The organism is Paraconexibacter algicola, from assembly GCF_003044185.1.
In the GTDB taxonomy this organism is placed as follows: Bacteria; Actinomycetota; Thermoleophilia; order Solirubrobacterales; family Solirubrobacteraceae; genus Paraconexibacter; species Paraconexibacter algicola.
This window is the reverse complement of the sequence record NZ_PYYB01000003.1, coordinates 1-10,593: the sequence shown is the minus strand read 5'-3', so window position 1 is coordinate 10,593 and position 10,593 is coordinate 1. Positions and strand designations below refer to the sequence as shown.

Sequence of the window (10,593 nt, the reverse complement as noted above, 5' to 3'; positions counted from 1 at the left end):
GCACCGTGAGCGGACACGTGTTCCGCCGCGAGGGCAAGCGCGGGACGGCCTGGTACATGAAGTGGCGGGACGCGAACGGGCAGCACAAGCGCAAGCTCGGGATGGACTGGACGGGGGAGAGCGGCGAGCCTCCGGCCGGCCACCTGCGCAAGCGCGACGCGATCGGGCTGCTCGAGGAAACGCTCGTCGCAGCGCGTCGCGAGGCGCGCGCGATCTACGAGGGCCGCGTCGTCACGGTGAGCCCGTTCGGCGGCGCGCCGTGGGGCGAGGTCGCGCAGGCCTGGCTGGAGTGGCATCGCGCGGAGGGCGACTGGGCGCCGTCGACCCTGCGCAACTACGAGTCGGTGCTGCGGTCCGACGGTCCGCTGATGACCGAGTTCGGCGAGCAGCCAGTGCGCGGGATCGAGCGACGCGAGATTCGCGCGTGGTGGGTGCGCATCCGCGAGTCGCTGTCGCCGCGCAGCGCCAACGCGCAGCTGACGGTCTTCCGCATCGTCGTGAACTGGGGCGACGGCATGGACGAGTTCGCCCCGGTCCCCGATCCGTCGAAGGGCATTCGCAAGGCGCCGGAACCGCCGACGGGCAAGGCTCCGTTCTTCGAGGTCGAGGACGTCCTGGCGATCGCGCGCGCCGCGAAAGCGATCCACCTCGAGCTCTGCGACTGCAAACAGTTCCAGCATCGGGCGGCTGCGAGCCGCTTCGACGAGGAGATCATCACCCTCGCTGCGTTCGCCGGCCTGCGCCGCGCCGAGCTGGTGAGCCTGCGGTGGGAGAACATCGACTTCGACGGGATGACGATCCACGTCAGCGAGAGCATCAGCGCGGGAGAGCGGGCGGTGCCGAAGGGCAAGCGTGTGCGCACGATCCCGATGGCGCCGCAGGTCGCGCAGATCCTCGCGCGCCTGGCGCCCGACGACGCGAAGTGGTCCAACGAGTTGGTCTTCCCGGGGACGGGCCGCGACGACAAGCTCGACATCGACGCGCTGTCCGCGCGGTTCTGCAAGGCGCGCGACTACGCCGGTGTGACGAGGCGCAAGCCGCGCGGCAACAAGATGGTGCTGCTGACCTTCCACGACCTGCGGCACACGTTCGCCAGCGTGCTCGCGCGCGACCCGAAGATCGCGCCGCTCGAGATCCAACTCGCCGCCGGCCACGCGAGCTTCGTCACGACCGAGCGCTACATGCACCTGCGCCCGCGGCGCGACGACGCCAAACGGTTCGGCAACGCGTTCGCCGCGGCGATGGCCCCGGAGCACGACGAGGTGGAGGCGGCATGACGCGGTTGGCGGTCCCCGACTTTCGTAGTACGTTTTGACGGTCGACATCCATCAGGCGGTCCGCAAGCACGGGATCGCCGACGCGGACGTCGAGCACGCCATGGCCAACGCGATCGCCACCGACGAGCAAGACAACGACGCCCGCCTCTACACGGGCCGGCGCGCGACGGCCGACTGCTCGAGGTCGTCGCCCTCGATCGCGGCGACGGGACGTACCTGGCGTTTCACGCGATGCCGATGCGCGCGAAGTACCACCGACTCCTCCCGGGAGCCTGACCATCGCTGAGCCCAAGTACGGCAAGACGAAGTCCGGAACGCCGATCACCGACGAGCTGATCGGGAAGCTCGCCGCGGACGCCGAGAAGGGCTACGACGTCGACGAGACCCTCGAGCGGCGGCGCGGTCGGCCGCCGATGGGGACAGCCGCAGCGACCGTCGAGTCCGTGCGGCTGGACCCGGAGCTGCGTCGGGCCCTTGCGGAGCGCGCCGAGCAGGACGACGCGACGACCTCGGCGGTCATCCGTGAGGCGCTGCGCCGGTATCTCGACGTCGCTTAGCCGCTCGCATTTCGCGGATCGGCTCGGTGAGGAGCGAGATATCCGCATCGGTCGCACTCCGGGCGGGCAGCTCCCATGCAACGAGTCGGGCGGAAGACTCGTCGGCACTGAGGCGCTGAGCCAGCTTTCCGTCCGGCCCTAGGAATGTCCGCGGACGTGGCTACGGTTTCCGGGTGACCGACGGAGCGGCAGCCCAGGCAAGCGAGCGGGAACTCGTGCTCATTGAGTTCGATCGGTTGAATCGCGATCAGAAGTACGACTTCGCGAAGACGATCTCTGGTCTCTCTGTGTCGAGGCGCTCGAAGGCCGACGAGCTCGAGAACGCCGTGCGAGAAGGCCTGCGCAACGCGAAGGTCGACTACGCGAAGCTTGTGCGGTTCGTTGCCGAGCAGGCTTTCCTCGGGCGTCAGCATGTGTGGCCGTCGACCGTTCCTTCCACGGTCAACGACCTCTGGAAGGATCCAGCCGAGGTCCGTCGCAAGCTGACTGCGGACGGCCACGACGTTCTAGGCATGGACGAACCGATCGCTGCCCCACGCGATCTGTCCCTCGCGTCGGTCAGCCACGACGGCACGGTCTTCGAGATCACCGCCGCGGGCCGGCGCACGACACGCCGTCGTAACCACGATGAAGAGGCCCGCCTGCAGTCGCAGGTGGCCGATGGTATGACCGCGGTGGTCTACGAGACGATTCAGATCCGCGCATGGGTGCGGCTACGTTGGAACGTGCTGAGCGGGACCGCGGACCTGCACATCGGCCAGCTCGGCCGCGACAGCGACTACGGCGAAGTCCTGACCCAGTTCCTTGACCTGCTGCCGTGGTTGCCGTTCGGCCACTTCGTGCCGCTCGCGCTTTCCTCCGTTGTTCATAAGCTCCACGTGCAGGCCGAAACTGAGCAGAACGGCGGCGTCAAGGGCGAGACCCGGCTGCAGGGCGTCAACTACGACACCGGCGGAGTCCGGTCCACGCATCGCTCGCGCGCAAGCGATCAGAGCGTCGTCGCTGATCACGCCGACGTCGTCAACGCGCTCGCCCTCCTCCGTAAGCACGGGGTCGCCGCGCGTGGCAACTGCTGGTGGCGCCCGAACGGCGAGGGTGGCATCCCAGCCGCTGCCGTGCTGCGGTTGGAACTGCACACTGACATCGCGGCCGAGTACGACCGCGTCAACCTCAAACGACCGGTCTCCGCTGATGAACTCGAGTTCCTTCTCGCTCGCCTCCGAGCGCTTGCGATCTGACGGCCTGGCACCCTCCGAGGAGATCGCGAAGGTCGAGGGCCACCTCGACTCCCGCACCCAAGGGCAGCCGATCGAGGCAAGCGAGGTCGCCCGGCGCTTGCGCATCGGTGAGGACACGACCACCCGCATCCTCGAAGGCCATGTGACGTGTGGCACCTTGTACTCCCGCCACCACGCCAAGTGCCCGCGATGCTCAACCTTGCACCCGCTAGACGAGTTCCGTCACAAGCGTGATTCGGGAGACGACTACTCGTGCACGTCTTGCGACGCTGACCTCCTCGATCCGGAGAAACCCAGCACCGAGGTCGCCGCCTACTACTTGCGCTGACCCGTAACAAAGCTTCCTCGCCGCTCCACCGCGCCGGTAGGTTCGCGTACCCCTCGCCGTGACCTTGCCCCCCGACACCAACCCGACTCCACTCCCTGGCCAGGACTTCGCCCACCTCGGGCTCACCTTGCTGCGACGCCTCGGCGTCAATGGCATGGAGCCCGCGCGCGAATCCTCGCTGCTCGCCCTCCTGCTTCCCGACGTGGGGCGGGGCAGCTATCCGACGGCCCTCCTGCGGGGTCTCACGCTGCCCGACGGACGCGTACCACCGAGTACTGAGGCTGACGAGGCACGGTGGCTTGCCGATCACCTGCACCTCGAGGGACTCGCACGCCTAGACGGGCCGCTAGGCGCCCTTTGGCAGAACGCCTGTCAGTTCGCGGAGGTCGACGCGGACCGGGCCCGGGTCGACCCAGACGCGTTGCTGGTGAGCCTGCCGTCGCTTGCGCGAGACGAGGACTACATAGATTTCGCCGAGGACCTCGCAGCGGCGCTCACGATCCGGGCGACGTAGGCGCCGAACCGGCGGCTGTGCCGAGGGCCGTCGCGAGTTCGTGGGCGACAGCCAGGGCTTCCGCTACCGCTTCTGCGCTCGCGGCGTTGGAGGAGACGGACTCCACCGCGGCTGACAGCAGCTCGAGACGCCGGCGGTGAGTCTGTGCCCAGTTCCAGGCTGCGTTGGCGTCGCGGATGCCGACCTTGCGCAGCCTCGCTACAAGGTCCCGGACGACCGGCGCAAGCTCCGCCTCGGCGGTGGGGTCATCGAGCGCTGTCTGGATCTCGGTGACGGTGCCCGGGGTGAGACCGAAGGCCCGCAGTTGCTGCGCCGGGCCTAGCGCGGAGTTCCAGATCTGCAGCAGGAGGGCCTCGTCTGAGATGCCGGCGACTGGTGGCGGCTGCGCTCCAGGTTCGGCGGCGGCCTCGAGCTGGTCGGGGATGCCAAGTAGCACGCTGCGGTGAGTCTCCAGTTCTCCCTCGACACGCAGCTGGCGGCGCTTGAACTTCGCGAAGCCGGGGACCTCGATCTCGTCGAGGAAGGGGAACAGCAGACCGAGTCCGACGAGGATCACGGGAAGCAGGACGGTGACCGTAGGCGGCGCACATTTCGTGGTCTCGACGTCCTTCGCCGTCGTGACCTCGCACGGCTTCAGCCCGTCTACGTACTGGCTGAGACCGAACCAGACTGCTGAACCGATGATGACCACCCCGCCCACGAAGCCCAGGGTCCAGTGCCACCACGGACGCCCCGCGTCGCCGCCCGCTTGCTTTTTCCCCGTTTCCTTCGTCACCGCTGCAGCCTCGCATCCCTACCGGACCATCTGGAAGCAAGCAGTACCTCCGTACTCGGCGCAAGGCGTTCGTCGGTCATGAGTCTCAGGTCGCCTCCAGGACCACGCTTGCGCCGACGCCGCTCCCTCGACCGTGGTCACCTGACACGACGGTGCTGCTCGGCGCGGAGAGCAGGAGCCTCGCCTGTGTCCCCGTGGGCTAGGGGCGCTGGCTGTGGTCGATGCGGTTGCCGTTGGCGTCGTACCAGATGGTTCCGAACTCGGCGGCGATCCCGGGGACGGAGAAGCGGTAGACGTTGTCACGGACGGGGACGGTGACCTGGCGCTTGCGGCGGAGATTGACGGTGACCTTCGCGACGCCGTCGGGGACGACGGTCGCGTAGTGGGTGCGGGGTCCGTTGACGTAGTCGATGGGCGCGTTGCTGATCCGGCCGGGACCGATGCCGGTGCGGATGCCGGTGGTGCGTAGCGCTTCGGTGGTTCCGCAGGTGCCGCCGCCTTGGAGGCCGCCGGGGAGCCGGATGGTCTTGTTGCCGCTGGTGAAGGTCTGGGGGCGGGTGTAGGAGAACGTCTGTAGGCAGAGGACGTCTTCGGATCGGATGTTGGGCAGGTTCGGCTCGTCCGGTCCGGTGCGCTGTGCCGGGATGAGGATGGTGGCGGAGCGGGCGCTTTGGTGGATGACGCGGATGGCGTCGACGTGGACGCCGTCGACGGTCGAGCGGTCCATGCGCTTGAGGGCTTGCTCGACGATCGGTCCGCGGTCGGCGTCGGTCTGCGGGCGACGCAGCACGGCGAGCATGGCGAGCTGCTCCGCGGGAACATCGGAGGTCGACGGGCGCGGGCGTTCGCCCTGATCGGGTGATCCGAGCTGCGGGCGCCAGCCGCCCACGGTCGCTGCTACCGCAGTCCCGCTCACCGCGACGGCCACGCCGACGAAGAGCCCCGTCCGCCGAGAGAGGCGAATCGTTCCGCGCCGGCGCGAGGATCGGCCGACGGCGGGGGAACGCCCGGCGCGCTCGTACGCCGTGTCGAGCCGCTCCTGCGTACTGGGGGGCGGCTCGAGGTCGGGGAGTTCGGGGTAGGCGGCGCGGAGGCGATCGAGATCGTGACCGGTCATGAGGAACTCCGTTGCGGCGTCGATGTGGGATGAACGTGCTCGGGCGCGGCGAGGGCCCGGGTTAGGTGCGCGCGAGCGCGATGCAGGCGCGAACGGACGGTTCCGACCCGGACGTCGAGCACGGTCGCGATCTCCTGGTAGGTGAGGTCAGCCCAGGCGTGGAGGAGCAGCGCCTCGAGTTGCTCGTGCGGGAGCTGCCGCAGGACGGCTTCGAGGGCGGGATCGGTGGGAAGCGCTGGAGGGGCTGCATCGCCGCCTTGACTGAGATCCAGCGACGGGTCACGCGTTCGGCGGGCGCTACTGCGGGCGTGATCGCGCAGGAGGTTCGTCGCGATCTGAAAGAGCCACGCCCGCACGCCGTGGCCCTGATCGCGGAAGGTCGCGCGCGCGGCGAACGCGCGAAGGAACGTCTCGGCGGCGAGGTCCTCCGCGACGGCGAGATCGCGGGTTCGCGCTGCCAGGTATCGGCGGATCGCGGCATGGTGCCGGACGAACAGCGCGTCGAAGGCGGTCGGCTGTGTGACCGACCGCTGAAGCATCTGGATGTCGTCCCGGTCGGTCATCAACTTGTTGCAACGCTCGAGCCGGGCTTTCGGTTCCCAACCCGTGGCTCGCGAGCGCGGACCCTGCCCACGCGTCAGGGAGCGATTGCGGTCTCTCAAGACAATGCGGCTGCGGCTCGCGGAATCTAGCTCGGCATATGGGGACCGTCAGGAACTGGATTCGCGGAAGCGGGCGTTGATCGCCTCCAAGCGGTAGCGAGCCGGTGGGTTCTCGTGGTGGCGCGTCACAAAATACGCCCGCGTCCGTACGAATCGTTGTGGGTAAGCGGCGACTAGCTATTCAGCGCGACGAGGACCTGCTCGCCCGGGCGGCGGACGGCGATGTCGAGGCGTTCGGTGTGTTCTACGACCGGCATTTCGGCTCGGTCCTGGCCTTCGTGCGGGGCCGTGTCCGAGATGGCGAGCTCGCTTTCGACCTCACGGCGGAGACGTTCGCGCGGATGCTCGCGTCCTTGAGTCGATTCGACGAACGCAAGGGTTCCGCGCTGTCGTGGGCGTTCACGATCGCGAGGAACCTCCTCGTCGACGCGTATCGCACTCGCGAAGTCAGTGACGAAACTCGACGCCGGCTCGGCATGGAGCCCCTGGATCTTTGGGACAGGGATCTTGAACGTCTAGAGCGCGTCTGCCTGAACCAGCAGGCGACGCTGGCGGCTGGCCTCGCGGGGCTTCCGCCCGAGCAGGCTGCGGCCGTCGTCGCCAGGGTGATCGACGAGCACGCCTACGAAGACATCGCGCGTGAACTGCGTTGCTCGCCCAGCGTCGTGCGTCAGCGCGTGTCACGCGGACTACGCACCCTGCGCGCCGGCCTGAAGGAGCACCGATGAAGCGAGACCCCCAAGACCGACTTCGCGCCGAGCTCCTGCGAGCCGCAGCAGCGCAAGCTCCACGCAAGGCCACGTGGTGGCGCTGGGGCCTAGGCCCCCTTGCCGCGGTCTTCGCGATCGCGATCGCAGGGGTAGCGGTCGCCGGGGTCCTTGGGGTGGCGGCCCCAGACGATCCTGACGATCCGCCACTGCGCTCGAAGACGATTACGGTTCCGGCACGCGAACTGTCTCCAGCTGTCCGTCGGCGGTACCAACAGCAACGCAACGCGCAGGCGCCCATCACCGACGCCAAGAGATTCTTTGCGGTCCTGCGCAACCCCACAAGAGCCGACCGCGTCCGTCGCCCGAAGTACACCTACGTCCGCGGCTACCGCGGCGCAAGAGGTGCCATCTACCTGCGCGCCACCGATCGCGAGACCTGCTGGCTCTACCAGCGCAAGACGACGAGTCGCGGCTTCAGCACCAGTTGCCACCCGACAGCCACCATCGGCAAGCGTGGTGGCTTCATCGTCGAACAGTGCAACAAGAGCGCCGCGCATCCGCAACACCGTCGACTCGCCGGGATCGTGCCTGATGGAGTCAAAAAGGTCACAGCGAGCCGCGCCGGAGTCGAGCAGGCGCGCGCCAGCGTGAGCCGCAACAGCTTCGTCCTCGCCACCGACGAGCCGATTGACACCGTCCAGATCGGCAAGGCCAAACACCGACTTCCGCCGGTGGGCTGTTGAACTTCGCGCGCCGGCCCGGAGTAGCAGCGTCCCCTTAGCCGCCTGCCAGCGAGCGTGGGGTCAAGAACTTTGCTCGCCGGACGGTCACAAAGCACGGCCGCGGGATAAGTGAGGAGAGATGGACCCGGCATCTGGGAATGACACGAGCGCGGTCCTGCTGCGTGGCGACGCTCGCGACTTCGCCAGGTTCTACCGTCGGCATGAAGACGCGGTCCTGTCCTTCTTCCTGCGACGCACCGGGAGTTCCGAGTTGGCTGCGGATCTCACCGCGGAGACGTTCGCTCGAGCGCTTGAGGGACGGCAGCGGTTTGACCCAGCCCTCGGGGACGTCGGTAGCTGGCTCTTCGGCATCGCCCGGAACCTGCTCGCCTTGAGCCTCAAGCGCGGCCGCGTCGATGACGAGACACGGCGCCGGCTGCAGATGGAGCCGCTGGTTCTGGACGACGGGGCGCTGGCGCGTATTGACGAGTTGAGCGAGACCGCCGCCATTGAGGCGCTTGGCGAGTTGCCGGAGGACCAACGTCGCGCCGTCACCGGCCGAGTGCTGCAGGAACTCAGCTACGACGACCTGGCGGAAGAGCTGCGGTGCTCAGAGAGCGTCGTGCGCCAACGCGTCAGCCGCGGCCTGCGCGCCCTCCGCCAGCGATTGGAGACCGACCGATGAGCCGTCTTCCCGACCTCGAACACCAGCTCCGGCGCGCAGCCGAACGGCTCGAACTCGCGCCTGCGCCCCGCGCTCGCCGTAGGACCGCGCCGCTCCTAGCCGGTTTCGCAGCGCTCCTGGTCGCCGGAGGCGCGACCGCTGCCGTGACAGGCGTGCTCGATACCGGTGACCCCGTTCCACAAGAGTCCAAGAACGACGCTGTCGGCGAGTTGAAGCCTGGATCGAGCGTCGTCCTCTCACTGCGGGTACCCGACCCCGATGGCGGCCCGCCCTGGGGAATTGCGGTCTTCGACGCGACGCGTGGGTCAATCGCTGGGAGCCAAGTGCCGGCGGCCGGCCCGATCCGATGCGTTCGGCGCGCGCGGGTGCAGGACGGGAAGCTTGGCGTGGTCGGCCGCGACGGGCTGTTCAACAACGACGGCAAATTCCACCCGCAGCCCGAACTGGCGTCGAGCACAGGACACTGCTCCGGAACGTTCGCCGACGGCCAGCTCTTGTTCTCCGCCGGCGGCGCCCCGACACCGGCCAGTGGCTACAGCGGCTCGATCGAAACGCCGATCGGCGGCTGCCTGCTATTCCGCCCCAAACGCGCGACATCCTCACCGGAAACACGGCGTCGTCTACGCGGCAAGCCGCTCTGCGACCAAAGCGGACGACGCATCGTCAAGTACGGCTTCGCAGGCCGCCAAGCAGTCAAGGTCACGATCAGCAACCGTCGGATCACCCGCTCAATGAAGCCCGGCCCCGACGGAGAATTCCTATTCGTGCTGCGCGCAAGCGATGCCGGCACTCAACAAGTCGGTCTCAAGGTCACCTACCGCAACGGCCTGACGTGCAGCAGCGGCGACTGGTTCGGACGCATACGCCCGGGACACCGGCGTCCGAAACAGGGCTGCTCACCACCTCCCGGGTTCTAACAGTCGCAAGCGCGTCGCTCGGCGAGGCGGGTCCCAGCGGGACTACCCCCGCGCGTCCTGCGCTTCTGTCTCGCGCGAGATCCGCAAGCGTGATGCCGCTGATTCGCGGCACCACGCGTTCTGGCGAAGGGCGTGGGCTCACGCTGCTCGTTGTTGGTTGATCCAGTGCAGGAGGTCGGCTTTGATGAAGCGGATGTGGCGGCCGACGTGGATGTGGGGGAGTCGGCCGTCGCGGGTTGCTTCGTAGACCCATGAGGTTCTGACGGAGAGCAGCTTGGCTGCGTCTTCGGCGTTCATGAGCGGCTCGTCGAATGGGAGTTCGGGCTGCTCGTAGTCGTCAGGGTTGCGCGGGGGCATGTGGTGCTCCTTCTGGTTGGGTCGGGGGTGGGTTAGAAGCCGAGGTCTGGTCCGAGGTCGTCGTTGAGGTCGGGGGTCGGCAGCTCGCGGCCGAGCCCGGGGCTTCGGTGGTCGTCGAGGTCGGGTAGGGGGTCGCGGGCCGGGGTGAGGGGTGGGGCTTGGCGTGGCGGTCGTTCGGCGAGGTCGGCTTCGTTGTCGGTGAGCAGGCCGATCTGGGTCTCGACGTTGCGTTGGGCGATGGCGAGGCGTTCGTCGAGGTCTTGGGCGTCGCTGCGGCGGTACCAGGGTGTGGCGTCGCGCTGGGCCTGCAGCTGGTCGCGCCACTGCGCGGCGTCCTCGAGTCGCGCGAGGAGTCGGTCGTGTTTGTGTTCGCGGTAGTCGCGCCGTACCTGCGTCAGCGCGAGGTGTTCGGCGCGGCTGCTCTCCAGCGCGTCGGTGACGGCCCGGGCTGCGTCGCGATCGGCGGAGAGTGGGGCGGGGGCGTCGTTGAGGAAGGCCGGCGACCCGGACAGGTAGAAGCGGGTGGCGTCTCGGTGGCGGCTGAGGGCGGTGTAGCCCCATTCGCGGTAGAGCTCGTCCGACCCGAGGACGTAGGTGCGGTCGACGGTCGCGCCCTGGGCTCGGTGGGCGGTCATGGCGTAGCCGTGGTCGAGGTGGCCTTTGGAGTTCCCCCGCTTTGATGGACATCTGATGGCTGTGCCGTTTGGCGCAGCGGGAAGGATGTTCAGACGTGC

General features: G+C 68.3%; 14 protein-coding genes and 1 pseudogene. 10 read left to right on the top strand and 5 right to left on the bottom strand.

The window, feature by feature from the left end; translation table 11 throughout:
- Window positions 1-5: 5 nt before the first annotated feature.
- From C7Y72_RS17075 to C7Y72_RS17050, 6 genes are all read left to right on the top strand, one after another.
- Window positions 6-1,277, top strand: a complete 1,272-nt coding sequence (locus tag C7Y72_RS17075) for a tyrosine-type recombinase/integrase (protein WP_158276907.1) — start codon at window positions 6-8, stop codon at window positions 1,275-1,277.
- A 34-nt stretch (window positions 1,278-1,311) separates the two neighbouring features.
- On the top strand, window positions 1,312-1,563 hold the full coding sequence (locus C7Y72_RS17070) for a hypothetical protein (protein WP_107570416.1): 252 nt from the start codon (window positions 1,312-1,314) through the stop codon (window positions 1,561-1,563).
- 127 nt (window positions 1,564-1,690) lie between these two features.
- On the top strand, window positions 1,691-1,834 hold the full coding sequence (locus C7Y72_RS24010; protein ID WP_233243913.1) for a ribbon-helix-helix domain-containing protein: 144 nt from the start codon (window positions 1,691-1,693) through the stop codon (window positions 1,832-1,834).
- Between the two features lie 173 nt (window positions 1,835-2,007).
- Window positions 2,008-3,072: a hypothetical protein gene (locus C7Y72_RS17060; protein WP_107570414.1), complete on the top strand. Its 1,065-nt coding sequence runs from the start codon at window positions 2,008-2,010 to the stop codon at window positions 3,070-3,072.
- Window positions 3,026-3,400, top strand: a complete 375-nt coding sequence (locus C7Y72_RS17055) for a hypothetical protein (RefSeq protein WP_107570413.1) — start codon at window positions 3,026-3,028, stop codon at window positions 3,398-3,400. The genes C7Y72_RS17060 and C7Y72_RS17055 overlap by 47 nt, the downstream gene beginning before the upstream one ends.
- Before the next feature lie 58 nt (window positions 3,401-3,458).
- Window positions 3,459-3,914, top strand: a complete 456-nt coding sequence (locus C7Y72_RS17050; RefSeq protein ID WP_107570412.1) for a hypothetical protein — start codon at window positions 3,459-3,461, stop codon at window positions 3,912-3,914.
- Here the strand turns inward: C7Y72_RS17050 and C7Y72_RS17045 are convergent.
- The 3 genes from C7Y72_RS17045 to C7Y72_RS17035 all read right to left on the bottom strand — a co-directional run bounded on the left by C7Y72_RS17045 (window position 3,895) and on the right by C7Y72_RS17035 (window position 6,369).
- Complete coding sequence (locus C7Y72_RS17045) at window positions 3,895-4,689, bottom strand: hypothetical protein (protein ID WP_107570411.1); 795 nt, start codon at window positions 4,687-4,689, stop codon at window positions 3,895-3,897. The two genes, C7Y72_RS17050 and C7Y72_RS17045, sit on opposite strands and share 20 nt — an antisense overlap.
- A 199-nt stretch (window positions 4,690-4,888) precedes the next feature.
- A complete protein-coding gene (locus C7Y72_RS17040) occupies window positions 4,889-5,488 on the bottom strand; it encodes a hypothetical protein (RefSeq protein WP_107570410.1) in 600 nt (199 codons plus the stop codon).
- 314 nt (window positions 5,489-5,802) lie between these two features.
- Window positions 5,803-6,369: an RNA polymerase sigma factor gene (locus C7Y72_RS17035; protein ID WP_107570409.1), complete on the bottom strand. Its 567-nt coding sequence runs from the start codon at window positions 6,367-6,369 to the stop codon at window positions 5,803-5,805.
- Between the two features lie 257 nt (window positions 6,370-6,626).
- Here C7Y72_RS17035 and C7Y72_RS17030 point away from each other — a divergent pair, with 257 nt between their 5' ends.
- The 4 genes from C7Y72_RS17030 to C7Y72_RS22865 all read left to right on the top strand — a co-directional run bounded on the left by C7Y72_RS17030 (window position 6,627) and on the right by C7Y72_RS22865 (window position 9,502).
- Window positions 6,627-7,196: an RNA polymerase sigma factor gene (locus tag C7Y72_RS17030; RefSeq protein ID WP_158276906.1), complete on the top strand. Its 570-nt coding sequence runs from the start codon at window positions 6,627-6,629 to the stop codon at window positions 7,194-7,196.
- The gene (locus tag C7Y72_RS22870; RefSeq protein ID WP_146175428.1) at window positions 7,193-7,921 is read left to right on the top strand and encodes a hypothetical protein; all 729 of its coding nucleotides are present in this window, start codon (window positions 7,193-7,195) and stop codon (window positions 7,919-7,921) included. The genes C7Y72_RS17030 and C7Y72_RS22870 overlap by 4 nt, the downstream gene beginning before the upstream one ends.
- 118 nt (window positions 7,922-8,039) lie before the next feature.
- Window positions 8,040-8,585: an RNA polymerase sigma factor gene (locus tag C7Y72_RS17025; RefSeq protein ID WP_107570407.1), complete on the top strand. Its 546-nt coding sequence runs from the start codon at window positions 8,040-8,042 to the stop codon at window positions 8,583-8,585.
- Window positions 8,582-9,502: a hypothetical protein gene (locus C7Y72_RS22865; RefSeq protein ID WP_146175427.1), complete on the top strand. Its 921-nt coding sequence runs from the start codon at window positions 8,582-8,584 to the stop codon at window positions 9,500-9,502. Before C7Y72_RS17025 ends, C7Y72_RS22865 begins: the two co-directional genes overlap by 4 nt.
- 138 nt (window positions 9,503-9,640) lie before the next feature.
- On the opposite strand, the gene C7Y72_RS23445 is transcribed toward C7Y72_RS22865, so the two are convergent.
- Window positions 9,641-9,859 carry a helix-turn-helix domain-containing protein gene (locus tag C7Y72_RS23445; protein ID WP_158276905.1) on the bottom strand — a complete coding sequence of 73 codons (219 nt, stop codon included), beginning with the start codon at window positions 9,857-9,859 and terminating at the stop codon, window positions 9,641-9,643.
- 32 nt (window positions 9,860-9,891) lie between these two features.
- Window positions 9,892-10,593 (bottom strand): annotated as a pseudogene (locus C7Y72_RS23440) (hypothetical protein); the annotation flags it as partial.

What these genes read in the sequence shown, in the direction of transcription:
- C7Y72_RS24010 (WP_233243913.1), top strand. Translation starts at nt 1,691, where the DNA reads ATGGGGACAGCCGCAGCGACCGTCGAGTCCGTGCGGCTGGACCCGGAG.
- C7Y72_RS17055 (WP_107570413.1), top strand. Translation starts at nt 3,026, where the DNA reads ATGAACTCGAGTTCCTTCTCGCTCGCCTCCGAGCGCTTGCGATCTGAC.
- C7Y72_RS17040 (WP_107570410.1), bottom strand. Translation starts at nt 5,488, where the DNA reads ATGCTCGCCGTGCTGCGTCGCCCGCAGACCGACGCCGACCGCGGACCG.
- C7Y72_RS17035 (WP_107570409.1), bottom strand. Translation starts at nt 6,369, where the DNA reads ATGACCGACCGGGACGACATCCAGATGCTTCAGCGGTCGGTCACACAG.
- C7Y72_RS22870 (WP_146175428.1), top strand. Translation starts at nt 7,193, where the DNA reads ATGAAGCGAGACCCCCAAGACCGACTTCGCGCCGAGCTCCTGCGAGCC.
- C7Y72_RS17025 (WP_107570407.1), top strand. Translation starts at nt 8,040, where the DNA reads ATGGACCCGGCATCTGGGAATGACACGAGCGCGGTCCTGCTGCGTGGC.
- C7Y72_RS22865 (WP_146175427.1), top strand. Translation starts at nt 8,582, where the DNA reads ATGAGCCGTCTTCCCGACCTCGAACACCAGCTCCGGCGCGCAGCCGAA.
- C7Y72_RS23445 (WP_158276905.1), bottom strand. Translation starts at nt 9,859, where the DNA reads ATGCCCCCGCGCAACCCTGACGACTACGAGCAGCCCGAACTCCCATTC.